Annotated in this window: 21 protein-coding genes; 16 read left to right on the top strand and 5 right to left on the bottom strand. The window is 59.3% G+C overall.

Going from position 1 to position 22,544, the window contains the following annotated elements; translation table 11 throughout:
• Positions 1-33: 33 nt before the first annotated feature.
• Positions 34-1,317, bottom strand: a complete 1,284-nt coding sequence (locus ACQZ6F_RS15445; RefSeq protein ID WP_449093454.1) for an O-acetylhomoserine aminocarboxypropyltransferase — start codon at positions 1,315-1,317, stop codon at positions 34-36.
• Positions 1,318-1,486: 169 nt separating this feature from the next.
• Positions 1,487-1,915, bottom strand: coding sequence for a CoA-binding protein (locus tag ACQZ6F_RS15440; RefSeq protein ID WP_077470097.1), 429 nt, complete (start codon positions 1,913-1,915; stop codon positions 1,487-1,489).
• 112 nt (positions 1,916-2,027) lie between these two features.
• Here ACQZ6F_RS15440 and ACQZ6F_RS15435 point away from each other — a divergent pair, with 112 nt between their 5' ends.
• The 5 genes from ACQZ6F_RS15435 to cml all read left to right on the top strand — a co-directional run bounded on the left by ACQZ6F_RS15435 (position 2,028) and on the right by cml (position 6,664).
• Positions 2,028-2,354, top strand: coding sequence for a hypothetical protein (locus ACQZ6F_RS15435; RefSeq protein ID WP_077470096.1), 327 nt, complete (start codon positions 2,028-2,030; stop codon positions 2,352-2,354).
• An 843-nt stretch (positions 2,355-3,197) separates the two neighbouring features.
• Positions 3,198-4,034 (top strand): EamA family transporter, encoded by an 837-nt coding sequence (locus ACQZ6F_RS15430; protein WP_077470095.1) that lies wholly within the window; start codon positions 3,198-3,200, stop codon positions 4,032-4,034.
• Positions 4,035-4,272: 238 nt separating this feature from the next.
• Positions 4,273-4,737 carry a 50S ribosomal protein L13 gene (gene rplM, locus ACQZ6F_RS15425; protein WP_068385834.1) on the top strand — a complete coding sequence of 155 codons (465 nt, stop codon included), beginning with the start codon at positions 4,273-4,275 and terminating at the stop codon, positions 4,735-4,737.
• 2 nt (positions 4,738-4,739) lie between these two features.
• A complete protein-coding gene (gene rpsI, locus ACQZ6F_RS15420; RefSeq protein ID WP_068385833.1) occupies positions 4,740-5,207 on the top strand; it encodes a 30S ribosomal protein S9 in 468 nt (155 codons plus the stop codon).
• Positions 5,208-5,476: 269 nt separating this feature from the next.
• The gene (gene cml, locus ACQZ6F_RS15415; protein WP_449093455.1) at positions 5,477-6,664 is read left to right on the top strand and encodes a CmlA/FloR family chloramphenicol efflux MFS transporter; all 1,188 of its coding nucleotides are present in this window, start codon (positions 5,477-5,479) and stop codon (positions 6,662-6,664) included.
• Here cml and ACQZ6F_RS15410 read toward each other — a convergent pair.
• Entirely contained in the window at positions 6,661-6,978 is a 318-nt protein-coding gene (locus ACQZ6F_RS15410) for a hypothetical protein (protein ID WP_449093456.1), read from the bottom strand. The genes cml and ACQZ6F_RS15410 overlap by 4 nt on opposite strands.
• 178 nt (positions 6,979-7,156) lie before the next feature.
• On the opposite strand from ACQZ6F_RS15410, the gene ACQZ6F_RS15405 reads away from it, so the two are divergent.
• The 4 genes from ACQZ6F_RS15405 (at position 7,157) to ACQZ6F_RS15390 (ending at position 11,323) form a co-directional block, all read left to right on the top strand.
• Positions 7,157-7,534, top strand: coding sequence for an antibiotic biosynthesis monooxygenase family protein (locus ACQZ6F_RS15405; RefSeq protein WP_449093457.1), 378 nt, complete (start codon positions 7,157-7,159; stop codon positions 7,532-7,534).
• Complete coding sequence (gene speB, locus ACQZ6F_RS15400) at positions 7,515-8,468, top strand: agmatinase (protein WP_449093458.1); 954 nt, start codon at positions 7,515-7,517, stop codon at positions 8,466-8,468. The genes ACQZ6F_RS15405 and speB overlap by 20 nt, the downstream gene beginning before the upstream one ends.
• A 137-nt stretch (positions 8,469-8,605) precedes the next feature.
• Positions 8,606-9,538, top strand: a complete 933-nt coding sequence (gene argC / locus ACQZ6F_RS15395) for an N-acetyl-gamma-glutamyl-phosphate reductase (protein WP_449093459.1) — start codon at positions 8,606-8,608, stop codon at positions 9,536-9,538.
• 441 nt (positions 9,539-9,979) lie between these two features.
• Complete coding sequence (locus ACQZ6F_RS15390) at positions 9,980-11,323, top strand: tlde1 domain-containing protein (protein ID WP_449093460.1); 1,344 nt, start codon at positions 9,980-9,982, stop codon at positions 11,321-11,323.
• A gap of 79 nt (positions 11,324-11,402) precedes the next feature.
• Here ACQZ6F_RS15390 and ACQZ6F_RS15385 read toward each other — a convergent pair whose 3' ends face one another.
• Positions 11,403-12,506, bottom strand: coding sequence for a COX15/CtaA family protein (locus tag ACQZ6F_RS15385; RefSeq protein WP_077470088.1), 1,104 nt, complete (start codon positions 12,504-12,506; stop codon positions 11,403-11,405).
• A gap of 113 nt (positions 12,507-12,619) precedes the next feature.
• Between ACQZ6F_RS15385 and ACQZ6F_RS15380 the strand changes: the two genes are divergently transcribed.
• Together ACQZ6F_RS15380 and ACQZ6F_RS15375 are read left to right on the top strand one after the other, a co-directional pair.
• Positions 12,620-12,829, top strand: coding sequence for a DUF2842 domain-containing protein (locus ACQZ6F_RS15380; RefSeq protein ID WP_449093461.1), 210 nt, complete (start codon positions 12,620-12,622; stop codon positions 12,827-12,829).
• Positions 12,830-12,964: 135 nt separating this feature from the next.
• Entirely contained in the window at positions 12,965-14,230 is a 1,266-nt protein-coding gene (locus tag ACQZ6F_RS15375) for a GNAT family N-acetyltransferase (protein WP_449093462.1), read from the top strand.
• On the opposite strand, the gene ACQZ6F_RS15370 is transcribed toward ACQZ6F_RS15375, so the two are convergent.
• Positions 14,231-16,435 carry a GumC family protein gene (locus tag ACQZ6F_RS15370; RefSeq protein WP_449093463.1) on the bottom strand — a complete coding sequence of 735 codons (2,205 nt, stop codon included), beginning with the start codon at positions 16,433-16,435 and terminating at the stop codon, positions 14,231-14,233.
• 192 nt (positions 16,436-16,627) lie between these two features.
• Between ACQZ6F_RS15370 and ACQZ6F_RS15365 the strand changes: the two genes are divergently transcribed.
• The 5 genes from ACQZ6F_RS15365 (at position 16,628) to ACQZ6F_RS15345 (ending at position 22,491) form a co-directional block, all read left to right on the top strand.
• Positions 16,628-17,203 carry a polysaccharide biosynthesis/export family protein gene (locus ACQZ6F_RS15365; protein WP_068385814.1) on the top strand — a complete coding sequence of 192 codons (576 nt, stop codon included), beginning with the start codon at positions 16,628-16,630 and terminating at the stop codon, positions 17,201-17,203.
• A gap of 12 nt (positions 17,204-17,215) precedes the next feature.
• On the top strand, positions 17,216-18,361 hold the full coding sequence (locus ACQZ6F_RS15360; RefSeq protein ID WP_449093464.1) for a glycosyltransferase family 4 protein: 1,146 nt from the start codon (positions 17,216-17,218) through the stop codon (positions 18,359-18,361).
• 76 nt (positions 18,362-18,437) lie between these two features.
• Positions 18,438-20,000, top strand: coding sequence for an undecaprenyl-phosphate glucose phosphotransferase (locus ACQZ6F_RS15355; RefSeq protein ID WP_077470084.1), 1,563 nt, complete (start codon positions 18,438-18,440; stop codon positions 19,998-20,000).
• Positions 19,997-21,259 carry an O-antigen ligase family protein gene (locus ACQZ6F_RS15350; protein WP_077470083.1) on the top strand — a complete coding sequence of 421 codons (1,263 nt, stop codon included), beginning with the start codon at positions 19,997-19,999 and terminating at the stop codon, positions 21,257-21,259. Before ACQZ6F_RS15355 ends, ACQZ6F_RS15350 begins: the two co-directional genes overlap by 4 nt.
• On the top strand, positions 21,256-22,491 hold the full coding sequence (locus ACQZ6F_RS15345; protein WP_449093465.1) for a glycosyltransferase: 1,236 nt from the start codon (positions 21,256-21,258) through the stop codon (positions 22,489-22,491). Before ACQZ6F_RS15350 ends, ACQZ6F_RS15345 begins: the two co-directional genes overlap by 4 nt.
• Positions 22,492-22,544 lie beyond the last annotated feature (53 nt).

The following is a 22,544-nucleotide window of genomic DNA, read 5'->3' as shown; positions in this document are numbered from 1 at the left end:
GCGGCGGGTTTTAACGCTTTGCCACCCGCCGCATCAAACCTTCGCCAGTGCCTGCTCCAGATCGGCGATGATATCCTTGACGTCCTCGATGCCGACGGACAGGCGCACCACATCGGGCCCGGCACCGGCAGCGACCTTCTGCTCGTCGGTCAGCTGCTTGTGCGTCGTCGATGCGGGATGGATGACCAGGGACTTGGTGTCACCGATATTGGCGAGATGGGAGAAGAGTTCCAGCCCCTCCACCAGACCCTTGCCCGCCTCGTAGCCGCCTTTCAGCCCGAAGGTGAAGACCGACCCTGCTCCCTTGGGGGAGTAGCGCTGCTGCAATGCGTGGTTCGGGTCATCCTCAAGGCCGGCATAGTTGACCCACGCCACTTTCTCTTGCCCCTTCAGCCAGCGCGCCACGGCGATCGCATTGTCGGAATGGCGCTGTATGCGTAGCGGCAACGTCTCGATGCCGGTCAGGATCAGGAAAGCGTTAAACGGTGAAATTGCCGGCCCCAGATCGCGCAGGCCGAGAACGCGGCAGGCGATGGCGAAAGCGAAGTTGCCAAAGGTCGCGTGCAGCACGACACCATTATATTCCGGCCTTGGCTCTGACAGCATGGGGTAGTTGCCCGAAGCCGACCAATCGAACGTACCGCCATCGATGATGATGCCACCCATGGAATTGCCGTGGCCGCCGAGGAATTTCGTCAGCGAGTGCACGACAATATCGGCGCCGTGCTCCAGCGGCCGGATCAGATAGGGGCTCGCCAGGGTATTGTCGACGATCAGCGGCAGGCCGTGCTTGTGGGCAACGGCAGCGATTGCTGCAATATCGACAAAAGTGCCGCCGGGGTTGGCGAGGCTCTCGATGAAGATGCCACGGGTGCGATCGTCGATCTGCGCTTCGAAGCTCGACGGATCGGCCGAATCAGCCCAGCGGACCCGCCAATCGAAGTTCTTGAAGGATTGGCCGAACTGATTGACGGAGCCGCCATAAAGTCGCTTGGCGGCGACGAAATTATCGCCCGGCCGCATGATGGTGTGGAAGACGAGCAGCTGGGCCGCATGACCAGATGCTACGGCAAGCGCTGCCGTTCCTCCTTCAAGGGCCGCCACCCGCTCCTCAAGCACAGCCTGGGTCGGGTTCATGATGCGGGTATAGATATTGCCGAACTGCTGCAGTCCGAAGAGTGCTGCGGCATGATCCGCATCCTGGAAAACGAAGGATGTCGTCTGATAGATCGGCGTCGCGCGGGCCCCGGTGGTGGGATCCGGTTGCGCGCCTGCATGGATTGCCAGCGTATCGAAACCAGGGTTGTTCGTCGGCATGATCTTTCCTCCCGCCAGATTGTCTTTGTCGTGGCAAGATCATAGCGGTCGGAACATGAAAGTTAACCGCGAACTTTGCCGTGCTCTTCGGCTCGCGGAAAAAACTTGCCATATTTCAGAGAGATCGCGCGATAAACGGCCGATTGTCCACGGCCGGCGCCATCTCGGATCAGGCAACCAGACGCGGATATTCGATGGCCGGGCAACGGTCCATGATGACCCTGACGCCTGCAGCCTCGGCTCTTGCCGCCGCCGCGTCGTCACGCACGCCGAGCTGACCCCAGATCACCGGCGGACGGGGATCGACCATGATGGTCTCCTCGACGACCGACCGCAGATATTCGGGCGCACGAAAGACATCGACCATATCCACCGGCTCGGGAATATCGGCCAAATGCGCATAGACCCATTGCCCGAGGATTTCCTTGCCGGCCTGGCCGGGATTAACAGGAATGACGCGATAGCCCTTGTTGAGCAGATAGGCCATCACGCCGTTGCTCGGCCGCGCGGGATTGGGTGAAGCGCCGAGGACCGCGATGGTCCTGACTGAAAGAAGGATATCGGCAATATAGGAATCGTCATAAGTGTCGTGGTTCATCACGAAGCCTCCCTACTCGATCGAACTTGCGTTTCTGCCGCAAACATAGAAACCGCAGCCGCAGCCTCTACGTATATATTGCATTATAACAACTTCAGGGAGGATTAACCCCATGAAAAAGATCGTTCTCCTGGGCCTACTGATTACGGTGGCCGCGACGCCGGCTCTGGCGATTTCCCGTTACAACTCCATGTCGATGACCTGCGCCGAGGCCAAGGCGACTATCAATCGCGAACGGGCCGTGATCATGCGCTACCCGTCCAAAAGAACGCCCAACATGACACTCTATGACCGCTATGTCGCAGACAGCGGCGCGTGCGACATCGGCTACTATGCCGATCAGGATTATCTGCCCACAAAAGACCGGGCCTCCTGCCCCGTCTACATATGCCGGCCGACAACCGACCTTGATGACGATGATTTGATTTTCCGGCGGTGATTGTGATGCGCTAGGTGTTACTTCGGGCGCGGCGCATACAGTCGCTTACGACCACTGATTGTTCTGGGCATGGAGCGCTGCCGACGCAGCGACCATGCAGAGGTTGTCGTGGACCTAGGCGCGGGGTAGCTGTCAAAGCGCTTTCATAGGTTTCCCAGATGCGGCTCAAATGCGTTCTCGTGAAATGCAATCTTTGTTCTCCATTCATTCGCATGCCAATTAGTTATTACTAATAAAATGGCGGCTGAAATGAGAACCGATTGCGAACGCAGCTTTATGTGCACAGTCACAAATTTCCCACAGAATATTTTTTGGTTTTAGGCCGCTTTACACCAATTTTGATAGGTGTATTTCAGTTTTATACTTAAAACCGTCACCGAAAAGCTAGTGCATGGCATTGACGTAACGATAATCGGTAATCTGTAATAGTTTACATTATTTGCAAAATTTTCCACTGTATTTAACTCAAAATCAATCATAACGAGAAAATAGAGGATCATTTCAACTCAACAACTTCTCGCAGGCGTTTTTATTCTATGGCCGCATCGGACGGCAGTACCAACTGCACCATAATGAGTTAATTCTACCCATGCGTTCACATCACATGCGATGTTTGTTCGCGATTCATACTCCAATAAATTAGTAATACATAATATCAAGAGGCGCGATCGGAACCTAAAGCGAACGCCTCCATTCAAGCCCGTGTCCCAAATATTCCCTTGCAGGACAAGTCTCATAAGACAGCATATTTCGTTGCTTTCTGATGGATTGCGGAGCATATGAAAGCCAAACTCCCACAAATTACCAAGCTTTTGTGTCTCCTAGCCAATTTCCGAGGTTTTCGTGTCACTCGACGTCATCGCCCTTGTCCTTTTCGGCGCCCTGCTGCATGCGACATGGAATGCGATCATCAAGGCCGGCACCGACAAATCGCTCGATGCCGCACTGGTCTCGGCCGGAGGCGCTGTTGCAGCCCTGCCCCTGCTGCCATTCCTGCCCATGCCGGCTTCCGCGGCCTGGCCGTTTATCGGCGCCTCGGCCATTCTGCAATTTGCCTATTTCCAGCTCGTCGCGGCCGCCTATCGTGCGGGCGACATCGGCCTCGTCTACCCGCTGATGCGCGGTGTGGCACCCCTGATCATCGTTTCCACAAGCAGCTTCATCCTCAAGGAATCACTGTCAGGCGGCGCGCTGATCGGCACGATGACGATCTGCGCCGGTATCTTGACACTTGCTTTCGAAGCCCGGAAGGGCAGTCGCCGGGCTATCCTGCTGGCGCTTGCCAATGCCATTGTCATCGCGACCTATACCTATGTCGACGGCATCGGCGCACGGATATCCGGCAACTCGATCTCCTATACGCTGTGGATGTCGCTCCTGCCGCCGGTTCTGTTATTCATATGGGCGATCTCGCAGCGTGGCATCAATGCCGTGGCCGCTCACATCCGCTATAATTGGTGGCGTGGGCTTATCGGCGGCGGCGGCTCGATCGTCTCCTACGGGCTGGCTTTATGGGCGATGACCAAGGCGCCTGTCGCCATGGTCGCTGCCCTGCGCGAGACGTCGATCCTCTTCGCGCTGGTCATATCGGTTCTCGTCTTGAAGGAGCGATCAAGCATTTGGCGCTACGTTGCCGGCGCGATCATTGCCGCTGGCGTCCTGGTTTTGCGGCTGGGTTGACGACTTAAATGTGTGGTATAATTATACCATATAAACAACACATTGATTTTGTTGACAAATTTTTGAGATTGCAAAATTCGGCTATATTGACGCCGATATCGGTTCGCTCTATAAGCCGCCAAAGATTGCAGCCTTTCCGGGCTGCTTTCTTTTTGGCCGGCATAAAGCAAGCCAAATCAAGCAACAAGAAACGCCCAAGCGCCTTCGGGCCAAGGGTCCTATAAAGAGAGTATGCAACATGGCAACCTTCTCCCAGAAGCCTGCAGAGGTGGAGAAGAAGTGGATCCTCATCGACGCCGAAGGGCTCGTTGTTGGTCGTCTCGCTTCTATCATCGCAATGCGTCTGCGTGGCAAGCATAAGGCTACCTTTACGCCGCACGTCGACGACGGCGACAATGTCATCGTCATCAATGCCGACAAGGTCGTCCTTACCGGCAAGAAGTACGAAGACAAGGTTTACTACTGGCACACCGGTTATGCCGGCGGCATCAAGGAGCGTACCGCTCGTCAGATCATCGAAGGCCGCTTCCCGGAGCGCGTCGTTGAGAAAGCTGTCGAACGCATGGTTCCGCGCGGCCCGCTCGGCCGTCGCCAGATGAAGAACCTGCGCGTTTACGCCGGCTCGAACCATCCCCATGAAGCCCAGCAGCCCGTCGTTCTCGACGTCGCCAAGCTGAACAAGAAGAATGTAAGGAGCGCCTGATAATGGCTGATCTCTCTTCCCTGAAGGATCTCGGCACGGCATCGGAAGCTGCTGCTCCGGTTCACGTCCGCAAGGTCGACTCGCTTGGCCGTTCCTACGCAACCGGCAAGCGCAAGAATGCTGTTGCCCGCGTATGGCTCAAGGCCGGCTCCGGCAAGATCATCGTCAATGAAAAGGACTACACGGACTATTTCGCCCGTCCGGTCCTGCAGATGATCCTGCGTCAGCCGATCTTCGCTGCTGCCCGTGATGGCCAGTTCGATATCGTCGCTACCGTTGCCGGTGGTGGTCTTTCCGGTCAGGCCGGTGCCGTTCGTCACGGCCTGTCCAAGGCCCTCACCTACTTCGAACCGGGCCTGCGCTCGGTCCTGAAGAAGGGTGGCTTCCTGACCCGCGACAGCCGCGTCGTCGAGCGTAAGAAGTACGGCCGTGCGAAGGCACGTCGTTCGTTCCAGTTCTCGAAGCGTTAATCGCTTATCCGAGATCGGATTTTGGAAAGGCCGGGTGCAAACCCGGCCTTTTTCTTTTGCGCATTGTCGCATTCGGACGCTGCTGGTAGATAAGCGCAGCGCCTCGCAATAGCCGAAGCCGCAGACAGGACCAGACGATGGGAAGCACCAAGTCCGCAGACAGATAGGCCGCAGCAGCTTTTTGTTGTTGCGGCGTCTGTCACAGCCAATCTGACCATGATGAAAGACAGGCTGCCGCCAAATCCAGTTATTTGAGCGGGTGTCTACTCATGCCTTCAAAAACCCAAACGTGGAACTACCGCCTGTCGGCAGCGCTGCTGCTGATGGCGCCTTTCGATATTCTTGCGTCCCTCGCAATGGATATCTACCTCCCGGCCGTTCCGATCATGCCGCGTGCGCTCGATACGTCACCGGCCGTCATCCAGCTGACCCTCAGCCTTTACATGCTCACGCTCGGCGCGGGCCAGATCGTCTTTGGGCCACTTTCCGACATTGTCGGACGTCGGCCCGTGCTCATCGGCGGTGCGGCACTGTTTGCCGCCGCATCCTTCCTGCTCGCGGGAACGTCCTCCGCCAGCCTCTTCGTCGTCCTGCGCCTGCTGCAGGCGGTGGGGGCCTCGGCGGCGCTGGTTGCGACCTTTGCAACGGTGCGGGATGTCTATGCCGAACGTCCGGAAAGCGCCGTGATCTATAGCCTGCTGGGTGCCATGCTCTCTTTTGTGCCGGCTCTCGGCCCAATCCTCGGCGCCTTGATCTCGGATCACTTCGGATGGCGTGTCATATTCCTGATTCTCGGCATCCTGACACTACTGGCTATCCTTCATGCCATCCTGCGATGGCATGAAACCCGGCCGATCGTCGAATCGAAGCAAAGGACAGCCTTTCGCCCAATCTTGAAGGATTTTTCCTTCTGGACCTACACGATCGGCTTCAGCGCGGCCATGGGCGCCTTCTTCGTCTTCTTCTCGACCGCGCCGCGCGTGCTGATCGATCGGGCCGGTTTCTCGAGCCTCTCCTTCAGCCTTGCCTTCGCGACCGCGGCGGTGGTGATGATCGTCACGGCGCGTTTTGCCGGAGGCTTCGTCAAACGATGGGGTTTGGCCGGCAGTCTTGCCAGGGGGATGATGCTGCTGCTCGCCGGAGCTTTGCTGCTTGCGGCAGGAGAACTGCTTCTGGTTCCGTCGTTTGTCAGCTTCGTTCTGCCGATGTGGATCATTGCCATCGGCATCGTCTTTACGACGGCGGTCACGGCAAATGGCGCACTTCAAGCCTTCGGCAATACGGCGGGGACAGCAGTGGCACTCTACTTCTGCGTGGAGAGCCTGATCGTCAGCCTTGTCGGCACCTTGTTCGTCGTCTTCCTCCGAGGAGATACGGCATGGCCGCTAGCCGGCTATTGCTCCGTCATGGCTCTTGTGACGCTGTTTGCCCTTTGGCACCTGCGGAGGAGAAGCTAGAACCGCCCAAAAACCGGTACCAAGTCATTAGCCGGGATCGGATTTGGAAAGGCCGGGGTTTGCCCGGCCTTTTTCTTTTTACACTTGCACGGCAAAAGTGCATATCTGTCGAAGAAGTCATGCTTTTGATGCAGGCTCGGACCTTCTAAGTGAGGGATGCACATGCTCAGATTCGCTTTGCCCATCTTGTTTGTAATGGCCGGCATGTCGCCGGCCCTTTGCGACGATACCGTGCCACCGCCTCCGGAGAAGGCGGTGGAGATGCAGAGCATGCGGGACTTTCTGCAGGCGAACACGGATTGCCAGGCTTTCACCGACAGCTGTTCCTACTGTGTTGTCACAGACCGCTTGGCCCAATGCTCCACGCCGCAGATCGCCTGCGTGAAAAAGGAATATCAATGCACCGCGAGATCGGGCAAATAATCCATCGAGGCCCATTCCCTTACGATTCACATCAAACCCGCGATTCCCGTTCGCCCGAAGAGGCACGCCATGAGCACAGACAGATCATCGCATTTTGCAAACACACCCGAGCCGCCCTACTACATCGTTTCCTTCTCCTCCATCCGCACCGAGGGAGACAATGGCTATGGCGCCATGGGCGAACGCATGGAAACGCTGGCGCTGGCACAGGACGGCTGTCTCGGGCTTGAGAGCGCGCGCGGCGCCGATGGCTTCGGCATCACAATCTCCTTCTGGCGGGATGAGAAGAGCATCCACGCCTGGAAGAATGTCGTGTCGCATCTGGGCGCGCAGAAACTGGGCCGTGAGCGCTGGTACGAGCAATATAAGGTTCGCATAGCCAAGGTAGAACGGGCCTATGATTTCCATGCGAGCAAAGGAGAGGCCCTTGCCGAGCACGTCGATTGACCACGCCTTCACCGCGACCAGCCTGACCTCGGCCGCCAGCGACCCGACCTTTGCCGGCGCGCTCTCCTTCATGCGCCGGCGCTTTACCAAATCGCTTGAGGGCGTCGATGCCGTGGTGTGGGGCATCCCCTTCGATGCGGCGACCTCCAACCGGCCGGGAACGCGCTTCGGGCCGCAGGCGATCCGCCGCGCCTCGGCGATCTTCGACAATGATCCGCAATATCCGTTCAATCGCGATCTCTTCGCCGAGCTATCCGTCATCGACTATGGCGACTGCCTGCTCGATTACGGCAATCATCAGGAAACACCCGGCGCTATCGAGCGACAGGCCACCACGATCCTCGACAGCGGCGCATTCATGCTGACGCTCGGCGGCGATCATTTCATCACATGGCCGCTGCTGAAGGCACATGCCGCCAAACATGGGCCCCTCGCCCTGGTGCAATTCGATGCGCATCAGGACACCTGGTTCGATGATGGCAAGCGGCTCGACCACGGTTCATTCGTCGCCCGCGCCGTGCGTGAAGGGCTGATCGATCCCGATCGCTCCCTTCAGATCGGCATCCGCACGCATGCGCCCGATGATTTCGGCATCCATATTCTCTATGGCCACCAGGTCGAGGAAATGAGTGCTGCCGAAATCGCCTCGACGATCATCTCTCACACCAAGGGCTCGCCCGCCTATCTTACCTTCGATATCGATTGCCTGGACCCGGCCTATGCACCGGGTACGGGAACGCCGGTGGCCGGCGGCCCCTCCAGCGCGAAGATCCTGTCGGTGCTGCAAAGGCTGCATCAACTCGACATCAGGGGCGCCGATGTCGTTGAAGTGTCACCAGCCTATGATCATGCCGATATCACCGCCATTGCAGGGGCAACGGTGGCGATGTATATGCTCGGTCTCCACGCTGAAAGGCGTGCGGCTGGGCGTTAGGCATGATCCCGAAAAGTATGAAACGGTTTTCGGACAAGATCATGATCGGACAAATCCAGCTGTTATCATTTTGAATCAACTGCATGGCAAACTGAATCCGGAAATACTCTCAACCTGTTGAAAAAGTGAGATATAAAATGGCACCGAAGATCTTCATCGATGGCGAACACGGAACCACGGGCTTGCAGATCCGCACGCGCATGGCCGACCGCCGCGATGTCGAGCTTCTGTCCATTCCGGAAGCCGAGCGGCGCAATGCCGCCATCCGCGAGGACATGCTGAACAGTGCCGATATCGCCATTCTCTGCCTGCCCGACGATGCGTCGAAGGAAGCGGTGACGATGGTGGCGGCCAACAACAATGTCCGCGTCATCGACACCTCCACCGCCTTCCGCATCCATCCGGACTGGGCCTATGGCTTTGCCGAAATGGACAGCGATCAGGGCAACAAGATCAAGTCTGCGCGCTTCGTCGCCAATCCGGGCTGCTACCCGACAGGTGCAATCGGCCTTATCCGGCCGCTGCGTGCCGCCGGCATTCTTCCGGCCGACTATCCCGTCACGGTCAATGCCGTTTCCGGCTATACCGGCGGCGGCAAGCAGATGATTGCCCAGATGGAAAATGCGGATCATCCGGATGCGATCGACGCGCCACATTTCCTCTACGGCCTGCCGCTGACCCATAAGCACGTGCCTGAAATGACGACGCATGGCCTGCTCGATCGCGCGCCGATCTTTTCGCCATCCGTCGGCCGCTTCGCGCAGGGCATGATCGTGCAGGTGCCGCTGCACCTGGGTGATCTGGCAGAGGGCGCGACGCTGGAAAGCATTCACGCCGCACTGGTGGCTCATTATGCCGGCCAGGATATCGTTCAGGTCGTTTCGCTCGATGAGAGCCGCGCCTTGCCGCGTGTCAACGCAGTCGAGCTCGCCGGCAAGGATACGATGAAGCTGTTCGTGTTCGGCACGCCGGGCACTGGCCAGGTCAATCTGGTGGCTCTGCTCGACAATCTCGGCAAGGGCGCTTCGGGCGCTGCCGTGCAGAACATGGATCTGATGTTGAGCGCCTGAGGCGCCGCAGTCAGCCTACCAGCCGGCACTCTATTCGCCCGGCCAATTGTTCGCTCTGAGCGATCGGTTGGCCGGGCTTTTTCATGCGCAGTTGGCGCCTCAGAGTTCGACGCCTACTTTTGACAGTTGGCAGCCACAATTTTGCCTTTCCGCTAAATTAGCAGGCGCTACACGGAAAATTGATCGACCGCGATGCGGCGCGACCCATTGTCGGCCGGATTCATTCTTTATCGGCTTTAGGGCCCGAGTGAATTGGTCATCAAAGGCATCCCTTTTTTAAATGAATATCCAAGAATGAAGCAGCGTAAAGGAATTGGTTACCATAATTCGGCATGCTTCCAGACAGTCGGCAATGTGGTGGTCAGGCGCAGGTTCAGCGTCAGGGCGACGTGTGCATTTGTGAGCCGGCATAGTGTCTGTGTAGTTTGGATAACGAGTATCATGGCGTTTGTGACCGAAGGCTTCGGTAACCTCAATTCGCGTTCCGGCTACGCCTCGCGACGGAAAAAATCCTTCAATATCCGCCCCGGCACATTGGCCACCGGCGTCGCCGTGGTGGCTTTCGCCTGGGTCGCCGCGACGCTGATCACCACGCAATCGATGGTGCTGTCCCTTCCGGGCGCGACCACCGCCGCCAATGATTTCCTCACGCCGCGAGCATCGGCTTTCATCGTGCCGCAAAGCCAGATGGCGCACCCTGCGCGTCTCTCCAGCCAAGTCGCATCGCTGAACGACCGGAACCGCTTCGCCGGCGTGCCCGCCAACGCTCCTGTCGGCGGCGCGGCCTATGCGCCTGCCCAGGATGGCATGGTTCAGTCGAAGGATGCGTTGCGCCTTCATCTGGCGACTGCACTCGCCCAGCAGGCATCTGATATCAAGCAGGCGCAAAGCGCATCCGCCAGCATCAAGAGCGGCCGCGTGGAAATAGCAGCAGCCTCACCGGAGACGATCGACCATCTGCGCAAGGTGATCGCCATCAATTTCGCGACGGCGGTGCAATCGCTGGCGCAGGTAAAATATGCCGCAGCCTCGATCCCGGCAGCAGGCCCTGCAAAGGCGGCGCTGCAGCCGCTGGCAGTCGCCTCGGCAGCACCCGCAGGCTTGCCGGCCATCGCCGAAGCGACGCCACTGCCCGCCAAGGATGCCGATATCGCCATGGCCGAGGCTGTGCTGAGCGTAGTGCCGCTGGCCCGCCCTGCCCGCGACGCGGATGTGCAGCGTGCCAATACGCCAGCCACCGCCGCGATCGCGAGAGCAACGGTCAAGGATACCGCCACGGCGCAGCCACCGGCGCGCCTGATGGCTTATGCGGATCCGGATGACAGCTCCGTGCGCAAGGCCAAGCCCTCGCTCAATCCGTTTGCGGCCATCAGCCCGGGCGAAGGTACGGCGATCTACGATATCGAAGCCAAGACCGTCTATCTGCCGAGCGGCGAGCGTCTGGAAGCCCATTCAGGCCTCGGCTACATGCGTGACAATCCGCGCTATGTCGACCGCAAAAACACCGGCCCGACACCGCCCGAGACTTATAAGCTGACCTACAGGGAAAGCCCCTTCCATGGCGTACAGGCGCTGCGCCTGACACCCACAGGCGGCTCTCGCGTCTATGGCCGTGACGGCCTGCTGGCTCATACCTATATGCTCAGAGGAGGCCGTGGAGAGTCGAATGGCTGCGTGGTCTTCAAGGACTACAATCGCTTCCTCGCCGCCTTCAAGCGTGGTGAAATCAAGCACTTGAAAGTCGTATCGCGCATGTCGTCGGCGGCAAGCGTCGCCTCGCGCTAGATCATTTCCAAGGAAAATATATAGAGGTTTCCCGTCCGGAAACCTGCAAAGCGAAAAGAATGAGGCGCACAGTGGCGCCTCAACCTCCCACGACAATTGATGTCTGGCGCGGCAATTCCCCGTAAAACCCGCGCCAATTGGCAATGGCAAAGCCGAATACGATCAAAGCGCCGGCCTGATGCGCCAGTGCCAGATGCAGCGGCACTTGCAGCAGCAGCGTCGAAATGCCGAGGATCGCCTGGATCAGAACCAGCACGAACAGGACGACCGAACGGCGCGCATGCGTCGTTTGCGCCGCCGCACGTAGCGAGATGATCATGTTGATGGCCACGACGATGAAGAGCGCATAGGCGCCGAGTCGATGGACGTATTGCACCGTCTTCGGGTTTTCGAAGAAATTGATCCAGCCGGGCGACTGCACGAGCAGACCGTTCGGAACTATGGCGCCATCCATGAGCGGCCATGTGTTGTAACTCAGGCCGGCATCCAGCCCGGCAACGAGCGCGCCAAGATAGATCTGAAACAGCGCCATGATGGCGATAAGGCCCGCCAGCTTCGCCGAATAGCGGGTCGGCGGCGCCTCGTTGGAGTGCGGCGACAGCGCCCGCATGAACCACATGCAGGCGGCAAAGATCAGACAGGCCGTGACGAGATGAGTGGCGAGGCGATACTGGCTGACGTCCGTGCGCGCCTCCAGACCTGACGACACCATCCACCAGCCGATCGCGCCCTGCAACCCGCCGAGCACGAAGATGCCGGCAAGCGGCAGCCAGAGCTTCCGCTCGACACGGCCGGTGAGCACGAAGAACAGCAAGGGCACGCCGAAGATGATGCCGATGGCGCGCGCAAGCAGCCGGTGCGCCCATTCCCACCAGAAGATGCCCTTGAACTCATCGACCGTCATGTCCTTGTTCAGGAGCTGAAATTGCGGGATGCGCTTGTAGAGATCGAACTCCTCCTGCCATTCCTGCGCGTTCAGAGGCGGAACGACACCGTGGATCGGCTGCCACTGGGTGATCGACAGGCCGGAATTGGTCAGCCGCGTCGCGCCACCCACCAGCACGAGGCCGAAGAGAACCAGCAGCACGCAGGCAAGCCAGAGGCGGATGGCTCTGCGATTGCGGTCCTGACGGACCACTTCCTTCATTATAGCCTGTTCCGACGTGAAATTAGTGGCAGCCATGTCGTCTCCCTTCGATCAGGCTGTTGATTTGCCCGATAGGGGCGTGCAAAACAAGTCCCGGGAGTTTGCGGCATGCCGTCGCGGCATGTCGTTGTAAGAGGAGAAACCCACTCGTGCCCCTTCGCCTGCGCAAATTCATCGGCATGATCCTGCTTGTGCTTTTGGTTGTAATCTATGCGATCGTTGCCATGATAGTTGCAGTGCGTACGCTCGGAGAGCAACCCGGCTGGGTCCATTTCCTCTACTTCCTTTTCAGCGGTATCATCTGGGTGCTTCCGGCCATGGGCATTATCAAATGGATGGCGGGGCCACGTCCGCAATAGTCGCGGCACGCGCAGCGTTTACGCAAGGCTAACCCTGATCCACGGGATACCCAGGCAAATCGTGCCCTATTAAGCCAAAAATAAACCGCTCCCCGTAGGGTTGTGCCCGAATGCCGCCAGCGCGGAGAGGATCGGATGCAGACCCAGACGCGAGATATCGCCGATATGGCCGCCGCCGAGGCAACGGTTGAGCAGACAGCATCCGTGCCGACGCAGACTGCCGCAGGCACCCATCTGCGCGTCGACATCTTCGACAGCATGGCGCCGCTTGAAGCCGAATGGCGCGCGCTGGAAGAAGACGACCTGACCTCACTGCATCAAAGCTATGACTGGTGTGCCGCCTGGGTGGAAAGCTTCCAACGACCGCTGACCATCGTCCGTGGCTCCATTGGCGAGCATGTTGCCTTCATCCTGCCGCTCGAGATCATCCGCAGCCGCGGAATACGACGGGCCGAGTTCATCGGGGGGCACCATAATAATATCAATACCGGCCTGTTTTCGGCCGGCTTCCTGGCAAATGGCGAACTGACTTCCATTCAGGCAAACGCCATCGCGGCGGCTCTGCGCGGCAAGGTCGATGTCGTCGTCCTGCGCAACGTTCCCCTCACATGGCGTGGCCGCGGCAGCCCGCTCGCATCGCTGACATCAATCGAAAACCAGAACCGCGCCTTCCAGCTTCCCTTCCTCGGCAGTTTCGAAGCAAGCCTGAAGCAGGTGAACGCCAAGCGCCGGCGCAAAAAGTTCAAGCATCAGAGCAGGCTCCTGGATGCCAAAGGCGGTTACGAGCACGTCATTGCCGATTTCGAACAGCAGGACGCGCTTCTCGACCTGTTCTTCCGGCAAAAGGCGGTCCGCTTCAAGGATGCCGGCCTGCCGGATGCCTTCAAAGACACCCGCATCAAGACCGCGCTGCGTGCGATGTTGCACCGGGATGGAAATAGCGGCCTCGATGCGACGCTGCAGATCCACGCGCTGCGACTGAAGGGTGAGCATGAGGGCCATATTCCGGCAATCGCCGCCCTCTCGCGCAAGGGAGACCATGTCATCTGCCAGTTTGCCTCCATCGACGAGACGCTCGTCCCCGAGGCAAGCCCCGGCGAATTGCTGTTCTGGCTGATGATCGAGCGGCTGCATCGCGAGGGCGCCGCCCTCTTCGATTTCGGCATCGGCAACCAGACCTACAAACGCTCATGGTGCCCGATGGAAACGGTTCAGTATGATCTGTTCCTGCCGATTTCGACGATGGGCCATCTGGCTGCGGTGGCACAACGCGGCATTACGCGCACGAAGGTGGCGATCAAGTCCAATCGACGGCTCTATTCCTTCATCCAGAAAATACGGGCGCGACGTGACGGCGACGCTGCATCGGCAGACGATGGCAGCGGCGGGGCTGGAGATTGATCAGGCGGCGTCGCGGCGCGTGTCCGGATCATGCTCCTCGCGCCAGCCGGACATCAGGATGATGTGCTCATAGCCGGCCTTCTGGAACTCAGTCATCGCCACAAGGAACTGCTTTTCGTCAGGCTCGGGCATGGAAAGAATGATTTCCGTTTCCTTGCTGCGCGTCAGGCGCGCCACTCCGGAAACCTCGGCCGCGCCGCATTCCACCAGAACGATATCATAGGCCGAGCCGAGCGCATCGAGGATCAGCGACAGGCGATCGGCGCCCCGCATCGCACGGCCGAGATCACTCATGCCTTGCGGCACAAGATGGGCATCGGAAAGCCGGTCCGGATGAATAGTGTCGGCAAAGGCGGTCTCGCCACAAAGCAGGTCCGTCACGCCGGGAAGCTCGTCATGTTCCGCCATGAGCCTGGAGGGACACCCGGTTCCGGTCATGTCGACCAGCACGATGCGGTTTCCGGCATCTGCGATTGTGCGCGCAAGCATGACCGTCGCGGTGGAACCACCATCACCGCTCGGTGATATGGCGATTGCCAACCGTGAGCCGCTGTCGATCAAATAGTCGGCAACCGACTGAATGGAGAAATCTTCCTCTTCGGTTTCCTCAACCACTTCCTCGGGCGTATGAACCGGATCGACCGCCGCTTCCATTTCCTGCGCCAACGCTTCATCAGCGGGCACGGAGAGCATGCTTGCAGGGACATCAGCACGCTTGCTGGCAACAGCTTCGGCGCGGATATCAGGCTGAGGGCGAGACGAAATTTCAGGCGCAGCCCGTTCCTCGCGGCTCGAAGGACCAACAGGCCGCAATGCGCGTCCGCTGAACAACTCCGCCAGCATGATGACAATCGAGGTCAGCAGGAAGCTTGCGACCGCCGCAACCACCACGATGGGACCCACCTTCGGGAAGGCGGGATCGGCCGGCTCCACGGCCTTGGAAACGATGCGTGCATCGGCCGGGCTCGAATTCTTGTCGGCGCGGGAGGCTGCCTCACGGTAGCGGGCAAGATAGGTTTCCAGCAATTGCCGCTCGGCCGCCGCTTCGCGCTCCAGCGCGTTGAGACCGACCTCATCCTCCCCTGCCCTGGCGCTATCGGCCTTGAGCGTGTTTGATTGCCCCAGCAACTGCTGCTCGCGCAGCTGCGCCACCTTGGCTTCATTCTCGATGCTGGTCAGGATCCGCTGGGTCTCGCGGTTGATCTGCTGGCGGATATCGGCAAGCTGCGCGCGCAGGCTCTTCAATCGTGGATGGCCTTCCATCAGCGTCGTCGACAGATCCGAGATCTGCGATTCCAGGCTGGATTCCGTCGCCTTCAATCGCTGAATGGCCTGAGACCCGGCGACATCGGCAAGCGTGTCGGTGGAGAGGCCGCTAGCCAGAGCGTTGCGCACGGCTTGAGCACGCGCCTCGGCATTGGCCTTGTTGCCGCGCACCTGTGCGAGTTGACCGGAGATATCGGCAAGCTGCTGTGTGGCGAAGTTGCCGTTCTGGCTGGTCTGAAGAAGACCGTTGGCCGAACGATAATCGGCAACCTTCTTTTCGGCTTCGCTGACCTTCTCGCGCAGATTGGCGATCTCCGGCTCGAGCCACCGTGTCGCCTCGCTATTGGAATCGAGCTTGGCGCCGCTCTGCATGGACAGATAGACCTGCGCTACGGCATTGGGCACGCTGGCGGCGAGATCCGGGTCGCGGGACGTGAAGCTGATGCCGATCACACGCGAACTGTTGATCTGGTAGACCTGCAGCCGGCCAGTAAATGCGTCCAGCATGCGCTCTTCCGGTGCCTTGTCGGCGGCGCCACGCTTCAGGTGCAATTTGACCAGCAGATCGGAAAGCGCGGAGCTGTTGTTGGCTGCGGCGAATTCCGGATGCTCGTAAAGCTTGAGATTGGTAATGACCTGCTTGATGAGATCTGCGGACTGCAGGATCTGAACCTGGCTGGCAATATTCAGTTCGTCCAGCAACGGCGCGGCACTGGAATCATTATTGGTCGTCGTCGTTGCAAAGGCCGGAGCGCGCTGCTCGATCAGGATACGGGTCTCGCTACGATATTCGGGCGACACGAGCTTGGCGATGACAAGCGCCAGAAAAGCACCCGCCAGCGTGATGGCGATGACCCGCAACCGTCGCCGCCATACGGCGCGAAAGAGCTGAGCGAGATCGATGTCCACATCCTGCTGGGTGTTGTTGACACCGGACATATGCAAGAACTCCGTAATAGAAAGCCGAAATTAACCGTAAACGACTATGGTAACTCAAGCGTTAATAGTATTTCGCTTGCATTATTTTCGACGCAACTAAATTTTAGCGGGAATCCTATTGACTATTTACCGATCATTAACCCTAACGGACTGATAACGACGGCAGTTATTCTCCATTCTTGTGAGCGCGAAATGCCCTTCGCAAAGCCAAAGATTGCCCTTGCACTCAGCATGGCAGCCATGAGCGCCGCGCTCGCTGCCTGCAATACCTATCAGCCCGCGCCGAAGGCCTTCAACGAGGCGACGATCCAGCCTTATTCGCTAGATAGTGGTGACCGGCTGCGTGTGACGGTGTTCGATCAGCCCGGATTGAGCAATACCTATACTGTCGATCAGGCCGGCTATATTGCATTTCCGTTGATTGGCCAGGTCACCGCTCGCGGCCGAACCTTGCAGCAGCTCTCCGGCCAGATCGCACAGAAGCTGCGCCAGGGCTATATTCGTGACCCCGACGTCTCGATCGATGTCGATCGCTACCGTTCAGTCTATATCATGGGCGAAGTCGGCCAGCCGGGCCAGTATTCCTACGTCCCCGGCATGACGATCCAGAATGCCATCGCGGTCGCCGGCGGCTTCAGCAGCCGCGCCAATCAATCCAATGCGGACGTTACGCGCAAGATCAACGGTCACGTCATGACCGGCCGTGTCGGCATCTCCGATCCGGTGTTGGCGGGCGACACGATCTACGTCAGAGAGCGGTTGTTCTAACCGCGCCCACCCATGGCAAAACCCCTCCGGATCCTCCACTGTTTCAGATCGCCCGTCGGCGGGGTCTTCCGCCACGTCCGGGATCTGGCGGAGGAGCAGAGCAAGGCGGGGCATGAAGTCGGCATCCTCTGCGACAGCCTCACCGGCGGAGAGCACGAAGATCATCTGTTCGAGGACATTGCGCCCTTTCTCGCACTCGGCGTGATCCGGTTGCCGATCCGGCGGCATATCGGTCTCTCCGATGCCTCGACGCTTTGGAGCAGCTACAAGAAAATCAGAGGCTTACGGCCGGATGTATTGCATGGGCACGGCGCCAAGGGCGGCCTGATTGCGCGTGTGCTCGGCTCGATCCTGCGGGTGAACAAATATCGCGTGGCCCGCCTCTATACCGCGCATGGCGGCAGCCTGCATTTCCCGCGCGCCTCGCTCCAGGGCATGCTGGTGCACAGCCTTGAGCGAATGCTGGAATTCTTGACTGACGGCCTGATCTTCATCTGCGATTTCGAACGGCGCGCCTATGAGAAGAAGATTGGCAAGCCGCGCACGCGCTCGGTGTTGATCTACAATGGCATCAGCGAGCGCGATTTCCGCAGCATACCGACACGATCGGACTCCGTGCATTTCGTCTATATCGGCATGCTGCGAGACCTCAAAGGCCCCGATCTGTTTGTCGACGCCTTCGCGAGAACGGAGCGACGGATCGGCAGGCCGCTCTCTGCATTAATGATCGGCGACGGGCCGGACAGGGACAAGTACCACAGGATGATGATCGAGCGCGGCCTGGGTCACCGCATCGGCATGCTGCCGGCCATGCGCGTGCAGGAAGCCTTTGCCGTTTCCCAGAATGTCGTCGTTCCCTCGCGTGCCGAGGCTATGCCCTACATCGTGCTGGAAGCGCTGGCCGCTGGAAAGACAGTCATCGCTTCGCGGGTCGGCGGCATTCCGGAGGCACTCGGAGAAGACAGCGCAGCACTCGCCAAACCCGATGATGCCGACGACCTGTCGCGCGTCATGGCCGAAGCTATCACGGGGCCGGAATGGAGCCAGCGCAACATGCCCAATATTGACACGATCCGGGCGAACTTTTCCGCCTCGGTCATGGCCCGCGATACTTTGCACCTGTATCAAAATATACTTGGCTTGGGTGGAGAAGGTTAGAATACAAGCAGGTGTTGTAAGTGTTTCTTAGCTGATATCTGCTAGCTCTCTTCCGGTAACGACCGGATGAATTGCCATGAACACTAGTGAGAAGTCCGAGCAATTTAACTTGGACAACATTCGCAAGCAGGTTTCGGAAATCCGTACCCGCGGCGCCGAAGAGCCTCGCGACGATCGTCCAAGCAGCGATATCAATGCCTATGCACGGCAGATCGCCGAGCAATTTCGCGAAACCAACCAGACGCCGGCGATCATCATCGGGCAATATCGGCTGTTCGAATTCCTGTCATTGCTCGCGGTTGGGCTGGCGCTCTTCTTCTTCGAAACAGCGCCGGGCGAGCATCCGTTCCTGTCGAAAGCGGCCGTGACCATTGCGCTCAGCGGCCTTGCCATCATGTTCCTTCAGGTGGCCGACGCCTATCAGATACCGATACTGCGCTCACCGCATCGTTTCCTTCATCGCATCGTCGGCCCGTGGGTTGCGGCTTTCGCAGTAGTAACCATTGCCCTCATCCCCTTCGACATCAACAGCATCTATTCGATCCCCCTTCTCGGCGGTTGGCTGGCCACGGGCGCAGGATTCCTTATCGTCGCACGGCTGCTATTCGCCTATGGCATTCGCAACTGGGCCCGCAACGGCATCATGGAAAGACGCGCCGTGATCATCGGCGGCGGCGAACCGGCCAAGGAGCTGATCCGCGCCCTCGAACACCAGCCCGACAACGATATCCGTATTTGCGGCATCTTCGACGACCGCGGCGAAAAGCGCTCGCCGGTGATGGTCGCCGGCTATCCGAAGCTGGGTACGGTTGCCGAGCTGGTCGAGTTCGCCCGGTTGACGCGTGTCGACATGCTGATCATCGCGCTTCCGATCAGCGCCGAAGACCGCATCCTGCAGCTACTGAAGATGCTCTGGGTGCTGCCCGTCGACATCCGTCTGGCGGCGCATGCCAACAAGCTGCGCTTCCGGCCCCGCGCCTATTCGCATGTCGGCGCCGTGCCGATGCTCGATATCTTCAACAAGCCGATCCGTGATTGGGACGGCGTCGCCAAGCGCATCTTCGATGTCTTCTTCAGCGTGGTGGCGTTGGCCCTGCTCTGGCCGATCATGCTCGGAGCAGCGATCGCCGTGAAGACAACATCGAAGGGGCCAGTCCTCTTCATGCAGAAGCGTCACGGCTTCAACAACGAGATCATCAACGTCTTCAAGTTCCGCTCGATGTTTACTGAAATGAGCGACCCGACCGCACGCAATGCCGTGACCAAGAACGACCCGCGTGTCACCCCTGTCGGACGTTTCATCCGCAAGACGTCGATCGACGAGCTGCCGCAGCTCTTCAACGTGCTTCTTGGCAGTCTCTCGCTCGTCGGCCCGCGACCGCATGCCGTGCTCGCCGCCAGCCACAACCGGACCTATTCCGATGTCGTCGAAGGCTATTTCGCCCGCCATCGCGTCAAGCCGGGCGTGACCGGCTGGGCACAGATCAACGGCTGGCGCGGCGAGATCGACAGCGACGACAAGATCAGGTTCCGCACGGCCTACGATCTCTACTACATCGAGAACTGGTCGCTGCTGTTCGACCTGAAGATCCTGTTCCTGACGCCGTTCCGTCTGCTCAATACGGAAAACGCCTATTGACCACGATCGAGCTCCCCTCCTCCCGCATCGCGCGGCCGCAGCTCGCCGCGTTGCGGCTGATCGGAACGGCCAGCGTTGCCGTCGGGGTTTTCCTGTCCGGCTTCGTGATCGCCGAACCCGCGCCCTATGAGCTCTGGCTCGCCTTTCTCATCGGCGTCTGGTTCATTCTCGGATTGAAGATATCCCGCAGCGTCGCACCGCTTCTGGCCCTGTTTCTGGCGTTCAACATCGGCGGCATGCTGTCGATCACGCAGATGCGCAATCTCAACGCCAGCGACCACCTCGACGGCCCAGTCTATATCGCCGTCTCCACTTTCCTGGCGCTCAGCTCCGTCTTCTATGCCGCCATCATCGAAGACAGTGAAAAGCGGCTGAAGTTGATCTTCAATACCTGGGTCGTCGCCGCGCTCATTACGGCAAGCCTCGGCATCCTCGGCTATTTCCATGCCGTTCCCGGCTTCGACATCTTTACCCGCTACGACCGCGCCATGGGCGCCTTCCAGGACCCGAACGTCTTTGGTCCCTTCCTGGTGACACCGACCATCTACCTCATGCACGGCATCCTGATCGGCGATCTGAAAAAGGCGCCGATCAAGGGCGTCTGCCTGTTTATTCTCGCCTTCGGCATCTTCCTCTCCTTCTCCCGCGCGGCGTGGGCGCTGTTTGCCTTTGCTGCCGCAATGCTGATCTTCTGCATGCTGCTGAAACACCGGAGCAACACGTTTCGGCTGCGTATTCTGGTTATGTCGCTGGCGGCGATCATCCTCATGGTCGTGCTGCTCGTGGTCGCCCTGCAATTTCCGCAGGTCAACGATCTCTTCTCCACCCGCACGCAACTGGTGCAGAACTATGATGGCGGGCATCTTGGCCGCTTCGAGCGCCATCGCATCGGTTTCATGCTCTCCATGGAGCGGCCGCTCGGCCTGGGACCGCTGGTCTTCTCCACCATGTTTCGCGAGGACGAACACAATATCTGGCTGAAGACGCTGACCACCTATGGCTGGCTCGGCTTCTTCTGCTGGGTCAGCATGATCTGCTGGACCATCTATATCGGCTTTCGCAATCTCCTGAAGGAGCGGCCCTGGCAGCCCTACGTGATGATCGCCTGGATCGTCGTCCTCGGCCATGTCGGCATCGGCAACGTCATCGATACCGACCACTGGCGCCATCTTTACATGCTGATCGGCATTGTCTGGGGCTGCGGCGCCCTCGAGCAAAAGTACCAGCGTAGCTTGACGCGAAGGGAAGCAGCACCGTGAATATTCGTACCAGCATCAAGCGCCTCTCGCTGCTGCAGGTTCTCGAACCGAGCGGCGGCGGCTCCGGCCGGCATTTCCTCGATCTATGCCGGGCGATGCAGCATCGCGGCCATTCGGTGACCGCCGTTTATTCGCCGGTGCGCGCCGAGGCAGCTTTCGTCTCTGAGCTGGAAGGCATCGGCCTCGACCATGTTATCCCGCTTGCCATGCGCCGCGCGCCAGGCCCGTGGGATATCACCGCATGGTGGCATCTCCGCAAGATTGCCGCCGGACACGGGTCCTTTGATTTGATCCATGGTCACAGCTCGAAAGCCGGCGCATTGACGCGCTTGCGCTTGCCCGGAAGACATACGCCGGTGCTCTATACACCGCACGCCTTTCGCACCATGGATCCGACTTTGGGTTCCAAGGGCCGGCTGATTTATGGCGGCATCGAGCGCCTTCTCGGCAATCGCCTGACAGACCGCGTGATCTGCGTTTCCAGGGATGAATATAATCACGCACTGTCGCTCGGCATTTCCGATACGCACCTCAGCATCGTCGTCAACGGCGTCAATGCCCCACCAAGCAGCCAACGAGGCGCCATCCGCAAGCGTTATGGGATACCTCAGGACGCCCTGGTTTTTGGTTTCGTTGGCCGCATGACCCGGCAGAAGGCACCGGAACGGCTGGTCGAGGCTTTTGCCCGCATAGCCGCGGAACTGCCGCGGGCTTATTTGCTGATGATCGGCGTCGGTGAACTGGCATCTGCCGTTACCGACATGATCGAGGCGGCCGGCCTCGAGCATCGAGCTCGCCTTGATGACGGCATACCGGGGGTCACCGCCATCGATGCTTTCGACGTCGTGGTCATGCCGAGCCGCTACGAAGCGATGTCCTATGTGATGCTGGAGGCTGCGGCCGCGGGCAAGCCTCTCTTGCTGGCCGATGTTGGCGGCGCGCGAACGGTGGTGGAGCCCGGTAGGAACGGCTACATCGTACCTAACAGCGACGATCCGGAAGAGCTGGCCGCCGCGATGGCGCGCTTCGCTGATCCCAAGCTGCTTGCCAACTTTGCCGCTGAGGCTCGCCGTCGCAAGGATGGCTATACGCTTGCAGGCATGGCCGACGCCACGGAGAAAATCTACTACGATCTTCTCGGCTATCCCGCCCCTGCCCCGCTGGAAAGACCGGAAAACGCCAGGCTGCGCACCGTTGCCGAAGGACGGACAAAAAGCATTGCCGCGTTCTGAGCCGACTGGTGATTTTCACCCGAAAACGGTTCCGATTTTCAAGCTTATGCGGT

Source organism: Rhizobium sp. A22-96 (genome assembly GCF_053521805.1).
Note: the sequence above shows the minus strand (reverse complement) of the source record. Positions and strands in the feature narration are given on the sequence as shown.